At 75.4% G+C, this 22,891-nt stretch carries 13 protein-coding genes; 5 read left to right on the forward strand and 8 right to left on the reverse strand.

The genetic code is table 11. The features are described 5' to 3' along the window. The 4 genes from K304_RS0115170 to K304_RS29225 form a co-directional block, all read left to right on the forward strand. Nucleotides 1-558 (forward strand): IS110 family transposase (locus K304_RS0115170; RefSeq protein WP_027764439.1); only part of this gene is annotated, 558 nt, incomplete at its 5' end. 158 nt (nt 559-716) lie between these two features. Continuing rightward, entirely contained in the window at nt 717-1,502 is a 786-nt protein-coding gene (locus tag K304_RS0115175) for a DeoR/GlpR family DNA-binding transcription regulator (protein ID WP_027764440.1), read from the forward strand. 168 nt (nt 1,503-1,670) lie between these two features. After that, entirely contained in the window at nt 1,671-4,622 is a 2,952-nt protein-coding gene (locus tag K304_RS29220; RefSeq protein WP_037790574.1) for a LuxR family transcriptional regulator, read from the forward strand. A gap of 206 nt (nt 4,623-4,828) precedes the next feature. Next, nucleotides 4,829-6,352, forward strand: a complete 1,524-nt coding sequence (locus K304_RS29225) for a S8 family serine peptidase (protein ID WP_486591679.1) — start codon at nt 4,829-4,831, stop codon at nt 6,350-6,352. A 147-nt stretch (nt 6,353-6,499) separates the two neighbouring features. Here K304_RS29225 and nudC read toward each other — a convergent pair whose 3' ends face one another. From nudC to K304_RS29230, 5 genes are all read right to left on the reverse strand, one after another. Beyond that, on the reverse strand, nt 6,500-7,465 hold the full coding sequence (gene nudC, locus K304_RS0115190; protein ID WP_027764441.1) for an NAD(+) diphosphatase: 966 nt from the start codon (nt 7,463-7,465) through the stop codon (nt 6,500-6,502). Between the two features lie 6 nt (nt 7,466-7,471). After that, nucleotides 7,472-8,890, reverse strand: a complete 1,419-nt coding sequence (locus tag K304_RS0115195) for a dipeptidase (RefSeq protein WP_027764442.1) — start codon at nt 8,888-8,890, stop codon at nt 7,472-7,474. A gap of 101 nt (nt 8,891-8,991) precedes the next feature. Then, complete coding sequence (locus K304_RS0115200; RefSeq protein WP_037790576.1) at nt 8,992-12,342, reverse strand: ATP-dependent DNA helicase; 3,351 nt, start codon at nt 12,340-12,342, stop codon at nt 8,992-8,994. A 69-nt stretch (nt 12,343-12,411) separates the two neighbouring features. Continuing rightward, nucleotides 12,412-16,065, reverse strand: coding sequence for an ATP-dependent helicase (locus K304_RS0115205; protein WP_486591680.1), 3,654 nt, complete (start codon nt 16,063-16,065; stop codon nt 12,412-12,414). A gap of 282 nt (nt 16,066-16,347) precedes the next feature. Next, entirely contained in the window at nt 16,348-16,716 is a 369-nt protein-coding gene (locus K304_RS29230) for an MGMT family protein (protein ID WP_486591681.1), read from the reverse strand. Between the two features lie 263 nt (nt 16,717-16,979). On the opposite strand from K304_RS29230, the gene K304_RS0115215 reads away from it, so the two are divergent. Further along, nucleotides 16,980-19,754: a lysylphosphatidylglycerol synthase domain-containing protein gene (locus tag K304_RS0115215; protein ID WP_486591682.1), complete on the forward strand. Its 2,775-nt coding sequence runs from the start codon at nt 16,980-16,982 to the stop codon at nt 19,752-19,754. Between the two features lie 119 nt (nt 19,755-19,873). On the opposite strand, the gene moeZ is transcribed toward K304_RS0115215, so the two are convergent. The 3 genes from moeZ to K304_RS0115230 all read right to left on the reverse strand — a co-directional run bounded on the left by moeZ (nt 19,874) and on the right by K304_RS0115230 (nt 22,815). Beyond that, nucleotides 19,874-21,052, reverse strand: a complete 1,179-nt coding sequence (gene moeZ / locus K304_RS0115220) for an adenylyltransferase/sulfurtransferase MoeZ (protein ID WP_027764446.1) — start codon at nt 21,050-21,052, stop codon at nt 19,874-19,876. A 96-nt stretch (nt 21,053-21,148) separates the two neighbouring features. Beyond that, nucleotides 21,149-21,904 carry a spherulation-specific family 4 protein gene (locus K304_RS0115225; protein WP_027764447.1) on the reverse strand — a complete coding sequence of 252 codons (756 nt, stop codon included), beginning with the start codon at nt 21,902-21,904 and terminating at the stop codon, nt 21,149-21,151. Continuing rightward, nucleotides 21,892-22,815, reverse strand: a complete 924-nt coding sequence (locus K304_RS0115230) for an NAD-dependent epimerase/dehydratase family protein (protein ID WP_027764448.1) — start codon at nt 22,813-22,815, stop codon at nt 21,892-21,894. Before K304_RS0115230 ends, K304_RS0115225 begins: the two co-directional genes overlap by 13 nt. Between the last annotated feature and the right edge of the window lie 76 nt (nt 22,816-22,891).

The following is a 22,891-nucleotide window of genomic DNA, read 5'->3' on the forward strand; positions in this document are numbered from 1 at the left end:
GACGTCTTCCACGCCCTGGACGAGCAGACCGTCGTCGTCCCCGGCACCGGCACCGGCACCGGCACCCTGGACGTGATCGTGCCGTCCCTGGCGAAGTCCCTCGCCGCAGTTCACGAACAACGCCGGGCGCTGGAGACGCAGATCGAGGCCCTCCTGGAGGCCCACCCTCTTCACCAGGTCCTGACCTCGATGCCCGGCGTCGGCGTCAGGACCGCCGCAGTCCTCCTGGTCACCGTCGGCGACGGCAGCAGCTTCCCCACCGCCGCCCACCTGGCCTCCTACGCCGGCCTCGCACCGGCGACCAGGTCCTCCGGGACCTCCATCCACGGCGAACACGCCCCCAGAACAGGAAACCGGCAGCTCAAACGCGCCATGTTCCTCTCCGCCTTCGCAGCCCTCCACGACCCGGCCTCCCGCACCTACTACGACCGCTGCCGAGCCCGAGGCAAAACCCACACCCAAGCCCTCCTCCGCCTCGCACGCCACCGCATCAGCGTCCTGTTCGCCATGCTCCGAGACGGCACCTTCTACCAACCCCACACCCCCGCCAACACTTGACGAAAGACATAGAGGCACCCCCCCCCCGCACACCCCGCCCCAGCTTCCGCGCAGCCGCGCGCAGTACCGCGCACCGGACGGTTGCACACAGCGCCCCGGAACGCGCAGCGCCGTGCGCGGTACGCTCGGCACCTGCACGGACGAGTGAGGAGACGCGGGTGGCGGCACACGAGCGATGGACCCGGCTGTTGGAGATCCTGGGCGAAGAGGGCCGGATCGACGTCGCCCGGGCCGCCGAACGGCTCGGGGTCTCCGCCGCCACCGTCCGCCGCGACATGAACGAGCTCGCCGGGCAGCAGATGCTCACCCGCACCCGTGGGGGCGCGGTCCTGAGCGCCGTCGCCTACGACCTGCCGCTGCGCTACAAGACCGCGCGCCGTGCGGACGAGAAGCACCGCATCGCCCGTGCGGCGGCCGCCCTGGTCGCCCCCGGCAGCGTGGTCGGCCTCAACGGAGGCACCACCACCTCGGAAGTGGCGCGCGAACTGGCCACCCGCACCGACCTGATGAGCGAGACCAGCACCCCGTCGCTCACCCTCGTCACCAACGCCATCAACATCGCCAACGAACTCGCTGTCCGCCCCCACGTGAAGACCGTGGTCACCGGTGGCGTGACCCGTCCCAACTCCTACGAGCTCACCGGCCCGCTCGCCACCGAGGGGCTCCGGGGACTGGCGCTGGACCGCGCCGTCCTCGGGGTCGACGCGGTGCACCCGGAGTTCGGCGCCGCCACCCACGACGAGGGCGAGGCGGGAGCGAACCGGGCCCTCGCGGAGCGGGCCGAGACGGTCGTCGTGGTCGCCGACTCCACCAAGCTGGGACGCCGGGCCTTCGCCCAGGTCTGCCCGGTGCACGTGATCTCCGTGCTGATCACCGACTCCGAAGCCCCCGACGAGATGGTGGAACGCTTCATCGCGGCGGGCGTCGACGTCCGCCGCGTCTGACGCGAGAGCGCCGAGCGCCCTGCGGGCACGTCCCGCCCACGTCGCACGCACGCGGCACGCACGTCTTGTCGCGCGCTCGACCGTGCACGAGACTGCCGCTGTCGCCGCCGTACGCGCCAGCCGCCGCCCGTGCGGGCCGCCCGGACCCCACAGCGGCCCGGAGTCGCCATGACCGAACCGCTGCTCCGCTCCGCGGAGGCTCCCGTGCTGGTCGGGCGCACCGGCGAACTGCATGCGCTGCTCGACGCGGTGACGCACCCGCCGTCGGTGGCCTTCGTGGAGGGCGAGGCCGGCATCGGCAAGACCCGGCTGATCCGCGAGGCCCTGGGACACCCGTCGGTGCGCGGCCGGCGCGTGCTCCTCGGCACCTGCCAGCCGCTGCGCGAGCCCTTTCCCTACGGCCCGGTCTTCGACCTGCTGCGCCGGCTGGCGAAAAGGCTGCCCACCGGGCTGGACCCGGTATGCGGCGCGCTGCGCCCCTACCTGCCGGAACTGGCCGGCAGTCTGCCGCCCGGGCCCGAGCCGCTGCGGGACCTGCGGGCCGGCCGGCACCAGCTCTTCCGTGCGGTGCGCGCCCTGCTGGAGGCGCTGGGCGGGGCCGTGATCGTCGTGGAGGACCTGCACTGGGCCGACGACGGCACCCGCGACCTGCTGCGGTTCCTCGTGGACGACCCGCCGGACGGGCTGACGGTCGTCCTCGGCTACCGGCGCGAGGACCTGCCGGGCGCGGGCCTCCCCCTGGGACGCGCCTACCGGCACCCGCCGGGCACCACGTCCGTGCTGATCCCGCTGGGCCCGCTGGACGTTCCCTCGGTGCGCAGCCTCTACGCCTCGCTCACCGCCTCCCCGGAGACCTCCGGCGAGTTCGCCGCCGAACTGCACCGGCGCACCGCGGGCATCCCCCTGGTGCTGGAGGAGGTGATCCGCGCGCTGCCCGGCGACGTGCGGCAGCGGTGGCGCGACGTCGAGGCGGGCCGGGACGCGCTGGACGAGATGGAGGTGCCGGCGCTGCTCCGGGACGCCATCGCCGACCGGATGGCCGGGCTCTCCCCCGCCGCAGCCGACGCCGTGCGCGCGGCCGCGGTGCTCCAGGTGCCGGCCGGAGAACGGCTGATCGCCGCCGTCATGGACGACCCCGGCACCCCGGCCCTCTCTCCGAACGGCACAACCAGCGGCACGACCAGCGGCCCCCCGAACGACACGGCGGACGGCCCGGCGGACGGCGCCGCGGCGGCACTGCGCGAGGCGCTGCGCGCCGGGGTGCTCCACGAGTCGGGAGCCGACCGGTACGGCTTCCGCCACTCACTGGCCCGGCAGGCCGTGTACGCCGCGCTGCCCGGCCCGGACCGGCACCGGCTGCACCGGAGGGCGAGGGAGGTGCTGGCCGCCGAGCGACCGCAGCCCCTGGTCCAGTTGGCCCACCACGCGCGGCAGGCGGGCCCGGTCTCCGAGTGGCAGCGCTACGCCGAGGCCGCCGCGACGTCCGCCCGGGAGATGGGCGACGTGGCACTCGCCGTGCAGGTGCTGGAGGAACTGCTGTCCGACGCGCGGCTGGAGAGGCTGGAGTGCGCACGGATCGCCGCCGAGCTGAGCCGCGACGCGGTGGTCGGCCTGGCGCACCGGCGCGCCACCCGGCTGCTGAGCCGCGTCGTGCGGGACGACCGGATTCCGGAAGGGCTGCGCGGCGAGATCCGGCTCAACCTGGGGCTGCTGCTCTACAACCAGGCCGGCAACTACACCGAGGGCCGGGTCGCCACCGAACTCGCCGTGGAGGAGCTGCGCGACCGCCCGGCGCTCGCCGCCCGCGGCATGGCCGCCCTGGCGTTCCCCAGCTGGGACGTGCACCCGCTGGCCACCTGCCAACGGTGGATCGAGCGGGCCGAGGAACTGGTCGCCGACGAGGGGGATCCGGCACTCCGCACCGCGGTCCGCGGCAACCACCTGGCGCTGCGGATGTCGACGGGCGACCCGGAGGCCGCCCCCGCGGCCGAGCGCCTCATCCGGGAGGCCGGCGCGGACAGTGACGTCCGTCAGGTGGCGCGCGCCTGCGGCAACTTCGCCGAGGCGGCGACCTCGCTGGGGCACTACGCGGCGGCCTGGCGGTACCGGGCGGAGGGCCGTCGGCTGGCCGCGCAGTGCGGGGCGGCGTTCTTCGAGGGCATCGTGGAGGGCACGGCGCTGCGCCTGGAGTGGTACGCGGGACGGTGGACGGGCCTGGCCGAACGCGCCCGGCACACCCTGGAGGTGGTGCAGGGGGTGTCCGGGATCGCCGCGGACGCGCGACTGGTGCTGGGCCTGCTGGCGTCCGCGCGGGGCGAATGGGACGAGGCGGTGGAGCAGCTGGAGGCGGCCGGGCTCGCCGACCCGGGCAACGCGCCCGCCCCCATCCTGGCCTGCGCCTCCGCGGCCACAGCCCGGCTGCACCTGGCGCGCGGGGAGCCGGAGGCGGGCTGCGCGGAGGCCGAGAGCGGCGTGGCACGGATCCGGCGGAAGGGCGTGTGGGTGTGGGCGGGCGACCTGGCGCCGATGGCGGTCGCCGCCCTGGTGCGCGCGGGGCGCCCGGAGGACGGGGCCCGGATCGCCGACGAGTTCGCGGCCGGGATCGAGGGACGCGACGCGCCACTGGCCCGCGCGGCCCTGCGCGCGTGCCGGGGCGTACTCGCGGCGGCCTCCGGCCGCCAGGACGAGGCGGCGGAGGTGTTCGGCGCGGCCCGGGAGGCATACGCGGCGCTGCCGCAGCCGTACTCCGCCGCCCGTACGGGGGAGGCGGCCGCACGCTGCCGGCTCGCGGCGGGCCTGCCCCACGCGTCGGAGGAACTCGCCGCGATGGCGGAGGAGTTCGCCGCCCTCGGGGCGACTCGGGACGCGGCACGCTGCCGCCGGGTGCTGCGCGGCAGCGGCGTCGTCCTGCCCTCGCGGCGTGGCCGTCGCGGGTACGGCGACGCGCTGTCGCCGCGCGAGACGGAGGTGGCCCGGCTGGTGGCGCTGGGCCGCACCAACCGGGAGATCGCCGACGTGTTGTTCCTGTCGCCGCGCACCGTCGAGCAGCACGTCGCCCGGGTGCTGCGGAAGCTGAACGTCTCCTCCCGCGACGAGATCGCGCTGCCCGGCACGGCGTGACACGGCGCACGGCGTGACACGGCGCCGCCCGGCACGGTGTGCAACGGCGCCTCCGGCACGTGGTGCAACGGCGCCTCCGGCGCCGACTTTGCGTAGCCCTACGTACCGCATCCCGGATTGTTCCGCGCCGGGCCCGCCCCGAAGGTGAGGTCGCGTTCGGCCGGCGCTCCCCCGCCGGCCGGAGACCCCACCGAAGGAGCAGAAGCATGCAGATGGGAACGAGGCGCTTCAGAGCGCTCGCGTGCGGGGCCGTGGCCACGGCCGCCCTGCTGGCCGCGGGCCACACCGCGTCGGCCGGCGAACCGGGCGCGGACGCACCGCGCGAGGTGGTCCGGAACGCGGACGCCCCCGGGGCGGTCGAGGGCCGGTACATCGTGGCGCTGAAGGGCGAAGCGTCGGTACAGGCCGACGCGCGGACACAGGTGCGCTCCGCGGCACGGAGCCTGGCGGCGGACCACGGCGGCGAGGTGGAGCGGGTGTACTCCGCCGCCTTCCGCGGGTTCGCGGTGTCGGCCACCGCGGCGCAGGCCCGGGAGCTGGCGGCCGACGACGCCGTCCGGTACGTCGAGGCGGACGGCGTCGCGCGGGCCACCGGCACCCAGCCGAACCCGCCCTCCTGGGGCCTGGACCGCGTCGACGGCGTCCTGGACCGGAGCTACACCTACCCGAACGAGGGCGACGGCGTCACCGCGTACATCGTGGACACCGGCATGGACCTGGACCACCCGCAGTTCGAGGGCCGGGCACGCAGCGGCTACGACTTCATCGACGACGACACGGACGCGAGCGACTGCCAGGGGCACGGCACCCACGTCGGGGGCACCGTCGGCAGCCGGGACCACGGCGTGGCGAAGAACGTCGACCTCGTCTCCGTCCGGGTCCTGAACTGCCAGGGCACCGGGCAGTGGTCGCAGATCATCGGCGGCATCGACTGGGTCGCCCGGAACGCGGACGGCCCGTCCATCGGGAACATGAGCCTCGGCGGCGGAGCCAGCTCCTCGGTGGACGACGCGGTGCGGGGCGCGCTGGACGCGGGCGTGCAGTTCGCGGTCGCCGCGGGCAACGCGAGCGAGAACGCCTGCAACACCAGCCCCGCGCGGGTGCCGGGCGTCCTCACGCTCGGCGCCACCACCCGCAGCGACGCCCGCGCGAGCTACTCCAACTACGGCTCCTGCCTGGACCTGTTCGCGCCGGGCAGCGACATCACCTCCACCCGTAACGGCGGCGGCTCGCACAACCTGAGCGGCACCTCGATGGCCACCCCGCACGCGGCCGGCGCGGCGGCGCTGTACCTGTCGGAGAACCCCGGGGCCTCGCCGCAGCAGGTGCACCAGGCGATCGTCGGCGCCACCGACTCCGGCGAGGTGTCCAACCCGGGCGGCGGTTCGCCGAACCTGCTGCTGAACGTCTCCCGGCTGGGCGACGGAGGCGGGGAGCCGCCGAACGGCGAGGCCCCGCAGGCGGCGTTCGACGTGCAGTGCGGCTTCGACTCCGGCTGCACCTTCGACGCGAGCCGGTCCACGGACGACGCCGGGATCGTCTCCTACGCCTGGGACTTCGGGGACGGCACCACCGGCGAGGGCGAGACCGCCCGACACGGGTACTCCGGTGCCGGCACGCCGACGGTCAGCCTCACCGTCGAGGACGAGGAGGGGCGGACGGACACCGCCACCCGCAGCCTCCAGTGCTTCGACTTCGGCAGCGGCTCCGCATTCTGCTTCCCGCAGTGACGCGGCGGCGGAGGAGGGGCCGCCGAACCTGCACCGGAGCATGAACGAGGGCCCCGGCACGCACAACCGCGTGCCGGGGCCCTCCGTCTGCGAAGTCGGGGTGATCCGTTCAGCGCCCCTCCGGAGCGGTGCCGTTGGGAAGCCGGCTCAGCGACCGCGGCCCGGCCGGGGCAGGGGTTCGCCGTACCAGCGTTCGACGAGCCGCGCGGCGATGGAGATGCCCGACGGCGGCAGCACCTCGCCGGAGGCGAACGCGGCGCGCAGGTCTTCGCGGGAGAACCAGCGGGCCTCCTCGATCTCGTGACCGTCCACCTGGATGCGGGAGGAGGAGGCGCGCGCGGTGAACCCGAGCATCAGGCTGGACGGGAACGGCCACGGCTGGCTGCCCACGTACGCGACGCCCTCCACGGGCACCTCGACGCCGACCTCCTCGCCGACCTCCCGGACCACCGCCTGCTCGATGGACTCGCCCGGCTCCACGAAGCCGGCCAGGGTCGAGAAGCGGCCCTCCGGCCAGTGCACCTGGCGGCCCAGCAGGGCGCGGTCGTGCACGTCGGTGACCAGCATGATGACCGCCGGGTCGGTGCGCGGGTAGTGCTCGGCGCCGCAGGCGGGGCAGCGGCGCACGTGGCCGGCGGCGGCGATCACGGTGCGTTCGCCGCAGCGGGAGCAGAACCGGTGCAGACGCTGCCAGTTCTCCAGCGCGACGGCGTGCACCAGGAGTTCCGCGTCCCGCTCCGGCAGCAGCACGCCGGCCTCGCGCAGCCCGGCCGGGCGGGCGATGTCGTCCATCCGGCCGGGGAGGGCGTCCTTCTGCAGCGCGAAGTAGGCGACTCCCTCCGGGTCCACGCCGAGGAAGTAGCGGTGCGACTCGGTGACGGGCGCGTCGAACGACGGCATGGTGACCAGCTCGGTGCACCCGTCCCCGGTGTCCTCGATCAGCGCCTGCCCGCCGGACACCACGAAGACGCGCGTCGTCGGATGGCTCCACGCGGCCGCGAGCCACGCCTCGTCGAGGCGGCGGTGTGCGGCGCGGTCGATGCCGCCGGTGCCGGTCAGGGTGATGGCGGGGGCGGCTTCGGAGCTGTCGGCGTCGGGTGTCCAGATGGTCACGGCTGCTTACCGGTTCCCCTCGTCGGCGGCGTGCGTCCAGTTCAGGCCCAGATCCTCCCAGAGGTAGGCGGCGGTCTCGACACCCTTCGCGAGAAGGTCCAGTTCGACCTTCTCGTTCGGCGCGTGCCAGCCGTCGGACGGGACGGAGATGCCGAGGAACAGCACGGGGGCGCCCAGCACGTCCTGGAGGTCGGCGGCGGGCCCGGATCCGCCCTCGCGGGTGAACCGGACGGTGCGGCCGAAGGCGCGGCTCATCGCGCGGACGGTGGACTGCAGGGCCGGGTGGTCGAGGGGCGTCAGGCAGGGGCGGGTGGCGCCCCAGAAGGTGATCTCGTGCCGGATCCCGGCGGGCACGGACCGCGCCGCCCAGTCCCGTACGGCCTGCTGGACCTTTTCCGGGTCCTGCCCGGCGACCATCCGGAAGGAGAGCTTCAGTTGGGCCGCGGAGGGCACGATCGTCTTGCCGCCGGGGCCCTGGTAGCCGCCGCCGATGCCGTTGACCTCGGCGGTGGGGCGGGCCCAGATGCGCTCCAGCGTGGTGTACCCGCGCTCGCCGCTCGCGGCCTGCGAGTGCGCGGTGCGCAGCCAGGCCGCCTCGTCGAACGGCAGCTCGGCGAAGAGCGCGCGCTCGCGGTCGGACAGTTCGATCACGCCGTCGTAGAAGCCGGGGATCGCGACCCGGCGGTCGTCGTCGTGCAGGGAGGCGGCCAGCCGCGCCGCCTCGGTCGCCGGGTTGGGGACCGCCCCGCCGAAGGAGCCGGAGTGGATGTCCTGGTCCGGCCCGTACAGGTCGATCTGGCAGTCGGTGAGCCCGCGCATGCCGGTGCAGACGGTGGGGGTGTCGGCCGCCCACATGCCCGTGTCGGAGACGACGACCGCGTCGCAGGCGAGCCGGTCCGCGTGCACGCGCACCAGGTCGGGGAAGTGCGGGGAGCCGGACTCCTCCTCGCCCTCGATCAGCAGCTTGAGGTTCACGGCGGGCGCGCTGCGGCCGGTGGCGGCGAGGTGCGCGCGGACGCCGAGCGTGTGGAAGAACACCTGCCCCTTGTCGTCGGCGGCGCCCCGGGCGTACAGCCGGCCGTCCCGGCGGACCGGTTCGAACGGCTCCGTGTGCCAGCCGTCGGCACGCTGCGCGGGCTGCACGTCGTGGTGGCCGTAGACCAGCACGGTGGGCGCACCGGGGTCGCCGGAGGGCCACTCGGCGAACACAGCGGGGTGGCCGGGGGTCTGCCACACCTCGACCGTCGGGAATCCGGTCGCGCGCAGGGCGTCCGCCAGCCAGTCGGCGCTGCGTCGCACGTCGGCGGCGTACGCCGGATCGGCGGAGACGGAGGGGATGCGGAGCCAGTCCTCCAGGGCGGCGAGGAAGTCCTCACGGTGGGTGTCGACGTAACTGCGGACCGCGCTGTCCGGGGTGGTGCTCATGCCCCCGACCCTATCCGGCCCCTCCCCCGGTCCTTCCCCGCCGCCGGGTGCCCCCCGGCGGGCGCCGGGGCGGGGAGCCGCGGCAGGCGGGCGCCCGGGCTTCACGGCAGGAGCAGTCGCTCCAGCGCCGCGCGGTCGGGAAGGCCCGGCGGCCGCACGACACGGCCGGAGCGCACGTAGAGGAACGCCGCCGTCACCGCCTCCGGCGGGACGCCGCACTGCTCGGCCCACGCCACCCGGTACACCGCGAGCTGCAACGGGTCCGCGTCCTGCCTGCGTCCCGTCTTCCAGTCGACGATCTCGTACGCCGGGCCGCCGTCCGGCCCGGCGCCTTCCTCCCGGTAGACGGCGTCGATCCGGCCCCGCACGGTGCGCCCCGCGAGGGCGAGCTGGAACGGCGCCTCGACCCGGTACGGCGTCCGGTGCGCGTACGCGGTGCGGGCGAAGGCCGCCTTCAGCGCGGCGAGATCCCGTTCGTCCTCGATGCCCGCCGCTTCGTCGGCGCCGGGCAGCTCGTCCGGGCCGAGCATCGGCAGCGTCAGCTCCTCGAAACGGGACTCCACCCAGGCGTGGAAGCGGGTGCCCCGGCGGGCCGCGGCCGGCTGGGGCGGGCGGGGCATGGGGCGGGCCAGTTCGCGGGCGAACCCGTCGGGGTCGGCGGCCAGCCGCAGCAGCTGGGAGGCGGACAGCGACCCGGGCAGCGGCACGTCGTGCACGGTGGCGCGGGAGCGGCGCAGTTCACCCTCCAGCGCGTCGAGGTCGCGGTCCCACCCCTCCACCAGCCGTGCGTCCTCGGGCGCGAGCCCGGCGGGGGCCTCCGCGCCCCCGTCGCGCGGGCCGGGCAGGGCGGTGGCCGGCGGCACCGCGTCCGCGTCGCTCGCGCCGGGGTCGCCTCGGTCGCCGCCAGGGTCCTCGCCGTCGCCGTGCAGGTGGGCCAGTACGCGCGCGGCGGCGGTCCGGCGGCGGCGCAGCGCGACCGGGTCGAGCGGCAGCGGCCAGGCCGCGTCGTCGCCGTCGCCGGACAGGGCGGGGTTCTCCGCGCCGTGTTCCGGTGCGTCGGCCCACGCCTCGACCTCGCCGTACGCCGGGCCGGCCGCACAGTGGTCGCGCAGCGCCTCCAGGAAGGCGGACGGCCCGCGCGGGCGTTTCTGCGTCGGCCCCCACCAGTGCCCGGAGCCCAGCAGCAGCGACCGGGGGCGGGTGAAGGTGACGTAGCCGAGCCGCAGTTCCTCGGTGGCCTGGTGGTCGCGCTGGCGGACGTCGTACGCCTTGAGGGCCTTGGCGTTCCATCCCTCGACGCGGGGCAGGGTGTCGGCGTCGCCCCGCAGGTCGTGCGGCAGGACGCCGGGACGGGTGAGCCAGGACTCGCGGGGCTGAGTGCTGGGGAACTGCTTGGCCACCAGGCCGGGTACGGCGACCACGTCCCATTCCAGGCCCTTGGACTTGTGCGCGGTGAGCACCTTCACGGTGTTCTCCCCGCCGGGCAGCGAACCGTCCAGACCCTTCTCGTACTGGGTGGCCGTGCGCAGGAATCCGAGGAAGGCGAGCAGCGTGGTCTCGCCGTCGAGCGAGGCGAACCCGGCGGCGATGTCCAGGAAGGCGCCGAGGGTCTCGCGGCGGCGGGCGGCCAGCGCATGCGGGGAGGCGGAGAGTTCGACCTCCAGCCCGGTGACGGCGAGGACGCGGTGCAGCACGTCCATCAGCGGGTCGCCCAGGGACCGGCGCAGGTCCCGGATCTCGGCGGCCAGCCGGGCGAAGCGGACGCGGGCCTCGGCGGAGAAGGGGAGTTCGTCGTCGGCGTCGCCCTCGAGGAAGGTGTCCAGCGCGTCCGCGAGAGAGGTCACCTCGGCCGGGTCGACGCCCTCCACGGCCGCCGCGAGGCGCAGGTCGGCGTCCTCGCCGGCCGCCGCGTCGTCCCGCCGGACCAGCAGCCGGGCCCGCCGGCCCAGCAGCGCCAGGTCCCGCGGGCCGATGCGCCAGCGGGGCCCGCTCAGCAGCCGCACCAGGGGGGCGTTGGCCGTCGGGTCCTGGAGCACCTCGCACACGGCGACCAGGTCGGCGACCTCCGGCAGGTGGACGAGCCCGGAGAGGCCGACGACCTCGACCGGCACGTCCCGCTCCACCAGGGCGCCCTGGACGGCGGCGAAGTCGCCGCCGGTGCGGCACAGGACGGCGATCTCGCCGGGCGGGGTGCCGGTGCGCACCAGGTGCGCGAGGGAGTCGGCGAGCCAGTCCAGCTCCTCGGCGTGCGTGGCGTGCAGGGCGCAGCGCACGAGGCCGTCGTGTTCGGCGCCGGGCGCGGGGCGCAGCGCCTCGACGCCCTCGTGCCGCTCCCGCAGCGGCGCGGCGAGCGCGTTGGCGAGGCGGAGCAGGCGACCGCCGCTGCGGCGGTTCTCGCTCAGCGCGAGCCGGGGGGCGGGCGTGCCGTCCCGGTGGGGGAAGTGGCGCGGGAAGTCGTCGAGGTTGGCGACGGACGCGCCGCGCCATCCGTAGATGGCCTGGCAGGGGTCGCCGACGGCGGTCACCGGGTGCCCGGCGCCGGCGCTCGTGCCGCCGCCCGCGCCCGCGCCGAACAGTCCGGCGAGCAGGATGCGCTGGGCGACGGAGGTGTCCTGGTACTCGTCGAGGAGGACGACCCGGCATGCGTCGCGCAGGATGCGGCCGACCTCCGGGACGTCGCGGGCCAGGGCGGCGGAGAGCGCGATCTGGTCGCCGAAGTCCAGCAGGTCGCGGTCACGCTTCCGGGCCCGGTACTCCTCGACCAGGCCGAGGAGTTCGGCACGGCCGATCGCGGTCCCGGGGACACGCCGCAGGTCCTTGTTGGTGAGCTCGGTGGCGGCGAGCTCGGCGCGCAGCCGGGCATCGTACGCGCGCAGGCGAGCAGGCGGCACCAGGTGTTCGGACAGTTCGGCGTCGAGGGACAGCAGGTCCTGCACGTGGGTGCTGAGGCTGTTGCGGAGCCCTTCGAAGGGGCCGCTCGCGGCGGCGAGCACGCGGGCGGCGAGCTGGAAACGGGTCGCGTCGGCGAGCAGCCGGGCGCCGGGCTCGACGCCGAGGCGGAGGCCGTGGTCCTTGAGGAGCCTCCCGGCGAACGCGTGGTAGGTGAGGATCTGCGGTTCGCCGGGCGGGTCCTCGTCCGCCGCCTGCGCGGGGGCGGGATCGGGGTCGGTGACCCCGGCCCGCACGAGGGCGGCGCGCACGCGTTCGGCGAGTTCTCCGGCGGCCTTGTTGGTGAAGGTCAGCCCGAGCACCTGCTCGGGGGCGACCTGACCGGTGCCGACCAGCCAGACGACGCGCGCGGCCATCACGGTGGTCTTCCCCGACCCGGCGCCCGCGACGATGACCTGCGGCGCGAGCGGCGCGGTGATGCAGCGGAGCTGTTCGGGGGTGAACGGGATGCCGAGCAGCGCCTTGAGCTGTCCGGGGTCGGTGAGCGGAGGTGGTGCGGGCACGCTGCAAGACGGTATCCGCCGGGTCCGACAACGGGCCGCAGTGGGGCTCCGCGCCGCGCCCGCCGGTCCTCACTCGACGACGTGGCGCCCTTCGGGCTGCGCCGAACACGCGGACCGGAACGCGCAGTTGCCGCAGTGCGCGCCCGTCGACGGCGCGAAGCGCTCGTCCAGGACGCGGCCCGCGGCCTCCGCCAGCAGCTCGCCGACCCATTCCCCGTCCGGCGGTTCCTGCCGCTGCACGGCCGGCAGCGCGTCGCCGCCGTCGCGCCGTGTCGCGCCGATCCGCAGGTGCACCAGTTCACCCCCGCCCGGTTCACCGCCGCCCGGCTCGGCGCCGTCCGCGTGCAGCGCGAGCTGGTAGACGGCGAGCTGCGGGTGCCGTTCGACGTCGGCACCGCTGGGCTTGGCCTTCCCGGTCTTGAAGTCGACGACGTACGCCCGCCCCTGCGCGTCCCGTTCGACGCGGTCCATGCTGCCGCGGATGCGGATCTCGTGCGCCCCGGCGTCCAGCGTGACGTCGAAGCTCTGCTCGCTGCCGAGGACTTCGCGTCCGGCGTCCTGGCCCGAGACGTGCCAGCGCAGGAACCGTTCCAGCGCGGCGCGGGCGTTGTCCTTCTCCTGGCGGGATCTCCACGGCGCGTCGAAGGCGAGCCCGTCCCACACGCTCTCCAGACGTTCCATCAGCGTCGCCAGGTCGGCGGGGGTGCCGCCGGAGGCGACCTCGTCGGCCAGGACGTGCACCACGTTGCCGAAGCCCTGCGCGGTGCTCGCCGGGGCGTCCGCCTTCACCTCGCGGCCCAGGAACCACTGGAGGGAGCAGGTGCGCGCGAGCTGGTCCAGGGCGCTGCCGGACAGCGCCACCGGCTGGTCGCGGTCGCGCAGCGGCACCTCGGCACGGGTCGGCTCGTACAGCCCCCACCAGCGGTGCGGGTGCGCGGCGGGCACGAGGGAATGGCCCTCGTCGTCGCGCAGGGCGGCGAGCCGGGCCAGGCGCCGGGCGGCGGCCTCGCGGAGCGCGGGGGACGCGTCCGGGTCGACGGTCGTCGCGCGCAGCTCGGCGACCAGCGCGGGCACGGACAGCGGTCGGCGCGGGCGGCCGGCCACCGCACGCGGCTCGACGCCGAGTTCGGCGAGGAAACGGGACGGCTGGTCGCCGTCCTCGGCCTGCGCGCGGACGGCGGTGACGACGAGGCGTTCGCGGGCGCGGGTCGCCGCCACGTAGAACAGCCGCCGCTCCTCGGACAGCAACGCGCCCGGCGGCAGCGGCTCGGCGAGGCCGTCCCGGCCGATGCGGTCCGCCTCCAGCAGCGACCCGCGCCGCCGCAGGTCGGGCCACAGACCCTCCTGCACACCCGCCACCACCACCGTGTGCCACTCCAGGCCCTTGGCGCGGTGCGCGGTCATCAGGCGCACGGCGTCCGGGCGTGACACGCGGGCGGTGAGAGTGTCGGCGGCGATGTCCTGGGCGTCGATCTCCTCCAGGAAGTTGAGCGCGCCGCGGCCACCGATGCGTTCCTCGGCACGTGCGGCGGCGGCGAACAGGGCGCACACGGCGTCCAGGTCGCGGTCGGCGTTCCGACCGGCGGGACCGCCGCGCAGCGCCGCGCGTTCCAGCCGGTCGGGCCAGGGGGTGCCGTTCCACAGCTCCCACAGGGCCTCCTCGGCGGTGCCGCCGCCGGCGAGGAGTTCCCGGGCCTTGCGCAGCAGCAGCCCGAGCCGCTGGGCTCCGCGCGCGTACGCGGTGTCGTGGGCGACGAGGCGTTCGGGCTCGGCGAGTGCCTCGGCGAGCAGCGTGTCGGACGGGCGGGGCACGACACGGCCCGCCGCGCGTTCCTCGTCCCGCAGGGCCCGGCCCAGCCGCCGCAGGTCGGCGGCGTCCATGCCGCCCAGCGGCGACGCGAGGAGCGTCAGCGCGGTCTCCACGTCCCACCCGGCGCCCGTCCCCGGCGCGGCGGGTGCCGCCGCGGCCGGCGCGGTGTTCTCGTGGTCCGGCGCGGTGTTCTCGTCCGCCTCCGGTGCGGCGTCACCCGGCACCTGAGGGGTACCGGGGGCCGCCTGGCCCAGCCGGGGGACGGGCCCGGCCGGGGGCGGCGCGGCGGGGCCGTCGGTTCCGGGGCCCTCCGCGGGGGGCGCGGGCCCGGACGACGCGGGCGCCGGTGCCGTGGGCACGGGCGCGCCCGGACCCGGCCGGACGCCCGGACGGGCCGGGGGCAACGGCCCCGAGCCCGCCTCCGCCTCCGCCTCCGGCAGGGCCTCGGCACCGCGCTCCGCAGGGGGGCGCGCGCCGTCGGTCACGGCCTGTGCGGCCGCGCGCAGGGCGGTGAGGAGCGGGGCGACGGCGGGTTCCTGGCGGAGGGGAACGTCGTCGCCGTCCGTCTCGACGGGGACGCCCGCCGAGGTGAGGACGCGCCGCACGACGGGCAGGGTGCGCCCGCCCGCGCGGACCAGCACGGCCATCTCGCCCCACGGCACGCCGTCCTCGAGGTGGGCACGGCGCAGCAGATCGGCCACGGTGTCGAGTTCCGCACCGGGGGTGGGGCAGGTGAGCACCTGCACGCGTCCGTCCCCTCGGGCTTCGCCCTGGCGGCCTCCCGTGTCGCGGCCCGTGCCGCGGCCCGGCTGCAGCGCCCGGTGGGCGCGCACGGCGTCCGCGGGGAGGCGGTGCAGCGGCATGCGGCGGGCGAGTTCCCGCGTCGCGGCCAGCAGGTGCGCGCCGGAGCGTCGCGAGGTGCCGAGCACCCGCACGGGCGCCGGTGCGCCGCCGGGCTGCGGGAAGGTCGCCGGGAAGTCGAGGATGCCGCCGACGTCCGCGCCCCGGAAGGCGTAGATGGACTGGTCCGGGTCGCCGAAGGCGACCAGCGTCGGCGCGCCGAGCGCGCGCAGCAGCCGCACCTGGGACGGGTCGGTGTCCTGGTACTCGTCGACGTACACCGCGTCGTAGCGGGCGCGCAGCTGCGCCGCGACGTGGTCGCGCTCGGCCAGCAGCACGGCCCGGTGGACGAGTTCGGCATAGTCGAGGACGCCCTGCATGTCGAGCACGTCCAGGTATTCGGCGAGGAAGGCGGAGGCGGCGCCCCAGTCGGGGCGGCCGGTGCGGCGGGCGAACGTGCCCAGCGCCTCCGGGGCGAGGCCGATTTCCCGGCTGCGGGCGAGGACGGCCCGCACCTCGTCGGCGAAGCCCCGGGTGGTCAGGCAGGCGCGCAGTTCGTCGGGCCAGGCCGTGCGGCCGCGTCCCTCCGCTTCGAGGTCGAGCTGCCCGGCGAGGAGTTCGCGGATGTAGAGGTCCTGTTCGGGGCCGGACAGCAGCCGCAGCGGCTCCGCGAACAGGACGGCGTCCTGGTACGCCCGCACCAGCGCGTAGCAGTAGGAGTGGAAGGTGGTGGCCTGCGGGGCACCCGTGCCGCCGAGACGCGCGGTCATCCGGTCGCGCAGCTCGACGGCGGCCTTGCGGCTGAAGGTGAGCACGAGGAGCCGTTCCGGGTCGGCACCGCGGCGCACGCGCTCGGCGACCGCCTCGACCAGCGTCGTGGTCTTGCCGGTGCCGGGTCCGGCCAGCACCAGCAGCGGACCGGTGGGGTGGTCAACCACGGCGCGCTGCCGTGCGTCCAAGGCAGGGACGTCGGCGGGCACCGGCGGCGTGCGCAGCAGCCGGTACGCGCCGGCCGCCGCCGGAGCGGACGGCGCGTACCGGTGCGACGCGGACGGAGGAAGGGAGGTGCTCACGTGGATCGCCTTGCGGAGGGTGGCTGGGCCGGCGGGGGCTACGAAGAGCCGACGATACGCGGTGGGCACACGCCGTGCGGGGTTCCCCGCCGGCCCGGAGTGCGCCGCGGACGCGGCGCGCACCGTGGGTCGCCGGGCCCGCTGTCCGGCCCGGCTCTCCGTCCTCCGCCGCCGTGCCGCGCGCCGGGGACGCCCCGCCCGGGGCCGCCTCCCGGGCCCGGCGTCGTGCCGGACGGCCCCGTCCGGCACGGGGACCTCACCCGGCGGGCGAGGGCGCGCGGATCAGGGGGCACCGGGGTCGTCCGCCCGGCGCGTCGCAGGCGCACCGCGGGCACGGCGCATGTCGAGGCGGAGGCCGTGGTCGCCGGACGAGCGGCCGGCCTCGCGCAGCGGGGTGCCCTCCTCCCGGTAGTGGCCGAGGGCGCGCAGCTCGGAGCCGGGCAGCGGCCTGCCGTCCGCCCGGACGACGCGCCACCAGGGGACGGCCCCGCCGTAGAGCGCCATCACCCGGCCGACCTGACGCGGTCCGCCCTCGCCCAGCCACTCCGCGACGTCGCCGTACGTCATCACCCGGCCGGGCGGAATGCGCTCGGTCACCTCGAGCACACGCTCCGCGTAGTCCGGCAGCTCCGGCGGTTCGCTCACTGGCATGCGAGCCATGGTGCCGTACGGCACCGACAGCTCACCGGGCGCAGTGTTACGCATCTCGCGCCCCACGAATACGCCCTCATACCCCCGGGCACCATTCCGACGTGTCACCATCTTCGTCCGGGCGGTAACAAGTGATGCGAGACCAGGACGAGACGGCGGCCTACATGCGACGGGGGAACGGGCTTCGGGCGGAGCCACCGAGAGCGGAGCCACCGGAACGGCCGGCGCCCCTCGCCGACGGTTCTTCGCAGGACGGCGCACAGATGCGGGACGAGCACGGCAGCCCCGACGGCGCACCGCGCGACGGCGGCGGCCAGGACCGCGGCGGACGCGACGAGGACCGCCGCGACCCCTTGGCGCGCCCGGACCGCGAGCCGCACGACGACGCCGGCACGCCCCAGGCCCGGCCGGGCGGTGCCGCGTCCGCCGACGCCACCGGGCCGGCAGACGCGGCACAGCGGGACGGCGGCATCGACGAGGACGTGCCGCTGCTGCCCGCCCGCGTGCACCGCCCCTCCGACCTGCTGCGCCTGGGCCTGGGCGTGCTGGGCATCGTCGCGGTGCTGACGATCGCCGCGTTCGCGCACGGCACGACCAGCGGCCTGGAGAGCGACGTCGAGAAGGGCACCCAGCAGGCGCCGGCGCTGCTCATCAGCGTGACCGGGCTGGCGGCGAGCGTCGCGGTGCTGCTGGTGCCGGTGGCCTTCGCCATCGAGCGGCTGATCAAGCGGGACGGCCTGCGGATCGCGGACGGCGTGCTGGCGGCCGTGCTGGCGCACGGCGTGTCGCTGGCCACCGACCTGTGGGTGACCGAGGCGGCACCGGGTTCCGTCGAGGACGCCCTGACCAAGCAGCTCGGCGACGGCGTCGTCAGCACCCCGGTGCACAGCTACCTCGCCCCGGTGATCGCCTACATGACGGCCGTGGGCATGGCGCGGCGCCCGCGGTGGCGGGTGCTGCTGTGGGCGGTGCTGCTGCTGGACGCCTTCGCGGTGCTGATCGCGGGCTACTCCACCCCGTTCTCCCTCGCGGTCACCGTGCTCGTCGGCTGGAGCGTCGCCTACGGCACCCTGTACGCCGTCGGCTCGCCGAACGTCCGCCCGACCGCCCAGACGCTGCTCGCCGGCCTGCGCCGGGTCGGGTTCCGGCCGGAGGGAGCGGTGGGGATCGAGGAGCCCGCCCCCGAGGGCGAGCACCCGGACCACGAGCGCGGCCGCCGCTACCGCGTGCGGCTGGAGGACGGCTCGTCCCTCGACGTCACCGTCGTGGACCGCGAGCAGCAGGCGCACGGCTACTTCTACCGGGTGTGGCGCCGCCTCGCGCTGCGCGGCCTCACCCAGCCGCGCAGCACGCAGTCGCTCCGGCAGGCGCTGGAGCAGGAGGCGCTCATCGCCTACGCCGCCATCGCGGCGGGGGCGAACGCGCCGCGGCTGATCGCCACCTCCGAGCTGGGCCCCGACGCGGTGATGCTGGTCTACGAGCACATCGACGGCCGCCGCATCGAGGCGCTGCCCGACAAGGAGGTCGACGACGACCTGATGCGGGCGACCTGGCGGCAGGTGCAGGCGCTCCAGTCGCGGCGCATCGCGCACCGGCGGCTGATCGGCGAGTCGCTGCTGGTGGATCGTTCCGGCGCGGTGTTCCTCACCGACCTGCGAGGGGGCGAGATCGCCGCCGGGGACCTGGTGCTGCGCATGGACGTGGCCCAGCTGCTGACGACGTTCGGCCTGCGGGTCGGGGCGGAACGTTCGGTCGCCGCGGCGGTGGCCGTACTCGGGCCGGACGTGGTCGCGGACAGCCTGCCCCTGCTCCAGCCGATCGCGCTGAGCCGCAGCACCCGCACCACCCTGCGCCGGCTCGCGAAGGAACGCGCGCAGCGGGAGCGGGAGGCGGTGCTGGAGGCCTCCCGGCTGCGCAAGGAGGCGCGGGAGGCCGCCGAGGAGACGTACGCGATCGCGCACGACCGCAAGGCGCTCAAGGCGGAGAAGAACGCCGAGAAGAAGGCGCTGGACGAAGCCCTGGAGGAGGCGCGCGAGGAGGACCTGCTGGCGCAGATCCGCAGTCACGTGCTGCTGATCCGGCCGCAGGCTCCGGTCGAGCCGGCCCGGCTGGAGCGGATCAGGCCGCGCACACTGATCAGTTTCATCGCCGGTGCGCTCGCCGCGTACTTCCTCTTCAGCCAGCTCAGCCACGTGGAGATCGGCCAGGCCGTGGCCGGCGCCGACTACAGCTGGGTCGCCATCGCGCTGGGCTTCTCCGCACTGACCTACCTGGCGGCGGCGATCGCGCTGCTCGGCTTCGTACCGGAGAAGGTGCCGTTCCCGCGCACCGTACTGGCGCAGATCGCCGGATCGTTCGTGAAGCTGGTGGCACCGGCGGCGATCGGCGGCGTGGCCCTGAACACCCGGTTCCTCCAGAAGGCGGGCGTGCGGCCGGGCCACGCGGTGGCCAGCGTGGGCGCGTCGCAGTTGTTCGGCCTGGGCGCGAACATCCTGCTGCTGCTCGCCTTCGGCTACCTGACCGGCACCGAGCACACGCCGACGCTGTCGCCGTCCCGCGCGGTGATCGCCGGACTGCTCGCCGCGGCCGTGCTGGTGCTGATCGTCACCGCGATCCCGGGGCTGCGGAAGTTCGTCTCGGAGCGGCTGCGGTCGCTGTTCGCCGGGGTGGTGCCGCGCATGCTGGACGTGGTGCAGCGACCGAAGCTCCTGCTCACCGGTGTGGGCGGCACGCTGCTGCTGCCGTTCGCGTTCCTGATGTGCCTGGATGCGTCGCTGCGCGCGTTCGGCTACGACGACATGAGCTACGCGACGCTCGCCGTGGTCTTCCTGGCGGGCAACGCGCTGGGCTCGGCGGCACCGACTCCGGGCGGTCTGGGCGCGGTCGAGGCCGCGCTGATCGCCGGTCTCATCACCTTCGGCGTGCCGAAGGAGATCGCGACCCCGGCGGTCCTGCTGTTCCGTCTGATGACCTTCTGGCTGCCGGTGCTGCCGGGCTGGCTGTCCTTCACCCAGCTCACCCGCAAGGGCGCGCTGTAGCGCCGGGCCGGACAGGCGAACGCCGGGCGGACCGCGTACGGGTCCGCCCGGCGCCGTTCTGCTGCGAGGCCGGGTCCGCCGGGGCCCGGTGCCAGGGGTGGGGCCGGCGCCGGGCCCGGTCAGTAGACGGGCTTGTCCGGCTCGATCTGGTTGACCCAGCCGATGACGCCGCCGCCGACGTGCACGGCGTCGGAGAAGCCGGCGCTCTGCAGCACGGCCAGGACTTCCGCGGAGCGGACACCCGTCTTGCAGTGCAGGACGATCCGCTTGTCCTGCGGCATCTCGCCGAGCGCGTCACCCATCAGGAACTCGTTCTTCGGGATCAGCTTGGCGCCGGGGATGGAGACGATCTCGTACTCGTTCGGCTCGCGGACGTCGATGATCTCGAGGTTCTCCCCGTCGTCGATCCACTCCTTGAGCTGCTTCGGGGTGATCGTCGCACCGACGGCGGCCTGCTGGGCCTCGTCGGAGACGGCGCCGCAGAACGCCTCGTAGTCGATCAGCTCGGTGACCGTCGCGTTCGGGCCGCAGACGGCGCAGTCCGGGTCCTTGCGGACCTTGACCTGGCGGTAGGTCATCTCCAGGGCGTCGTAGATCATCAGCCGGCCGACCAGCGGGTCGCCGATACCGGCGAGCAGCTTGATGGCCTCGTTGACCTGGATGGAGCCGATCGACGCGCACAGCACGCCGAGCACGCCGCCCTCGGCGCAGCTCGGGACCATGCCCGGCGGCGGGGGCTCGGGGTAGAGGCAGCGGTAGCACGGGCCGTGCGCGCTCCAGAACACCGACGCCTGGCCGTCGAAGCGGTAGATCGAGCCCCACACGTACGGCTTGTTCAGCAGCACGCAGGCGTCGTTGACCAGGTAGCGGGTGGCGAAGTTGTCCGTGCCGTCCACGATCAGGTCGTAGTCGGCGAAGATCTCCTTCACGTTCGAGGAGTCCAGGCGCTCCTCGTGGATGTTCACCTTCGTGTGGGGGTTGATGCCCAGCACGGTGTCCTTGGCGGACTCGGCCTTGGGACGGCCGATGTCGGCCTGGCTGTGGATGATCTGGCGCTGCAGGTTCGACTCGTCGACCTCGTCGAACTCGACGATGCCGAGCGTGCCGACGCCCGCCGCGGCGAGGTACATCAGCGCGGGCGAGCCCAGGCCGCCCGCACCGACGCACAGGACCCGGGCGTTCTTGAGCCGCTTCTGACCCTCCATCCCGACGTCCGGGATGATCAGATGACGGGAGTACCGGCGGACCTCGTCGACGGTGAGCTCGGCAGCCGGCTCGACCAGTGGTGGCAGCGACACGAAGACCTCAGCAAAGGTGGTCGGTGGATGGTGACCGCCCGGGCGCCGGGCGCCGGACGGACGTTCGTTCCTCCGGTAACACTGCCACGCGCCGTCTCATTCCGAGACACCCGTACCGAGGCGCGAGACGATCTCGTCCCAGTAGCCGGGCAGCGACTCCCAGGGGCTGACGCCGCCGCCGGTGCCGCGGTCGGTGAAGTAGACGGTGCCTGCGCCCTGCCAGCGGGCGATGCGCAGCGCCTCCTCCAGATGCGTGCCCGGCACGCCGTGCACCAGGTGGCAGAAGCGCTCCGGTGGATGGTCCGCCGTCCATTCCGCGACCTGCGACCAGCGGTAGTCCGGCCAGCCGCCCTCGAAGGTGACGAGCTGGTCCGCGAGCTTGGCGTACCCGGGGTAGGGGTGCGTGCCGTGGCCGAGGACCAGGAGCCCGCCGTCGCTGAGGGCCCGCAGCGTGCGGGTGGTGCGGCGGGTCTCGTGCAGATGGGCGGGGTCGGACGGGCAGCGCGCCAGGTAGAAGCCGCTGACGCCGTACCAGTCCAGGAAGCGGCGCGCGTCCGCGACCAGCTCGGCGAACGGCCGGAACCCCTGCCGCAGCTCCAGGTGGCCGAGCACCGGCGTGCCGGCCTCGCGCAGCCGCGCCGCCGCGGCCAGGCAGTACGGGTCGGGGCGGGCGCCGGGGCCGCGTCCCACGTTCAGCACGGCCCAGTGCAGCGGCGGCGCCTCGGCACGGGCCGGCCCCCGCCACTCGCGCGGCGCCAGCATCGGATGGGCCCAGCCGGGCGCGGCCAGGCCGATGCGGGCCGCCGGGGCCTCGGTCGCGGCGGGGGTCCCCGGGGTGGTCAGATGCGGCATGCCGCCTCCATCCAGATGTCGGCGAGCGACTCCTCCAGGCCGATGCGGGGCCGCCAGCCGAGCCGGTCGCGGGCGGTGCGGACGTCGGCCTGCTGCCACAGTCCGCAGCCGTCGGGGTAGGGGAAGGCGGCCGGAGCCCCGTTCGGGCCGGGCACCGTCGGTTCCAGGTCGTGCACGGCGCCGGCGTAGCCGGCGACCCGCGCCAGCACGGACACGGCGTCCCGCATCCGCACCGCGCGACCCGTGCCGATGTTGACCACGCCCTGTGCGGCGGACAGGGAGGCGGCGTGCACGGCACGGGCCACGTCCCGGACGTCGACGAAGTCGCGCTGCACGGCGAGGCCGGGCAGCTTGAGCTCGCTGTCGCCCTGCTGCAGGGCGCGGCGCATGCCCTCGGCGAGCCGCCCGAGCGGCGAACCGGCCGGTGTGCCCGGCCCGGCCGGGGAGAACACCCGCAGCACCACGGCGTCCAGGCCGGAGCCCAGCACCAGTTCGGTGGCGGCCAGCTTGCTCACCCCGTACGGGCCGCCGGGGCGCGGCAGCGCGTCCTCGCTCGTGGAGCTCCCGGGCTGCGCCGGGCCGTACTCGGCGGCGCAGCCGATGTGCACCAGCCGGGCGCTGCAACTGCTGCGGCGCAGCGCCTCGCACACGGTGGCGGCGCCGACGGTGTTGTGCCGGGTCAGCTCCCGTGCCCCGCCGCGCACGGCGCCGGCGCAGTTGATGACGACGCCGGGGTGGACGGCGTCGAGGAAGCGGGTGAGCGCCCCCGGGCTTCCGGAGGACAGGTCGAAGCGCACGTCCGCTTCGTCGCCCCGGCCCAGCGCCGTCAGCTGCACGGCGGGGTCCGCGAGCAGCCGGTCGGCGACGTAGCGCCCGAGGTAGCCGTGCGCACCGATCAGCAGCACTCTCATCGTGCGGCCTCCTCGTGGCGGGTCGTTCCGGGGGACTCGGATGCGGTCATCGGTGGAGCTCCTGTCGGTGTCGTGC

It is taken from the genome of Streptomyces sp. CNS606 (assembly GCF_000426325.1).

What these genes read in the sequence shown, in the direction of transcription:
- K304_RS0115230 (WP_027764448.1), bottom strand. Translation starts at nt 22,815, where the DNA reads ATGAGAGTGCTGCTGATCGGTGCGCACGGCTACCTCGGGCGCTACGTC.
- K304_RS0115195 (WP_027764442.1), bottom strand. Translation starts at nt 8,890, where the DNA reads ATGAGCACCACCCCGGACAGCGCGGTCCGCAGTTACGTCGACACCCAC.
- K304_RS29225 (WP_486591679.1), top strand. Translation starts at nt 4,829, where the DNA reads ATGCAGATGGGAACGAGGCGCTTCAGAGCGCTCGCGTGCGGGGCCGTG.
- K304_RS29230 (WP_486591681.1), bottom strand. Translation starts at nt 16,716, where the DNA reads ATGCCAGTGAGCGAACCGCCGGAGCTGCCGGACTACGCGGAGCGTGTG.
- K304_RS29220 (WP_037790574.1), top strand. Translation starts at nt 1,671, where the DNA reads ATGACCGAACCGCTGCTCCGCTCCGCGGAGGCTCCCGTGCTGGTCGGG.
- K304_RS0115225 (WP_027764447.1), bottom strand. Translation starts at nt 21,904, where the DNA reads ATGCCGCATCTGACCACCCCGGGGACCCCCGCCGCGACCGAGGCCCCG.
- K304_RS0115215 (WP_486591682.1), top strand. Translation starts at nt 16,980, where the DNA reads ATGCGGGACGAGCACGGCAGCCCCGACGGCGCACCGCGCGACGGCGGC.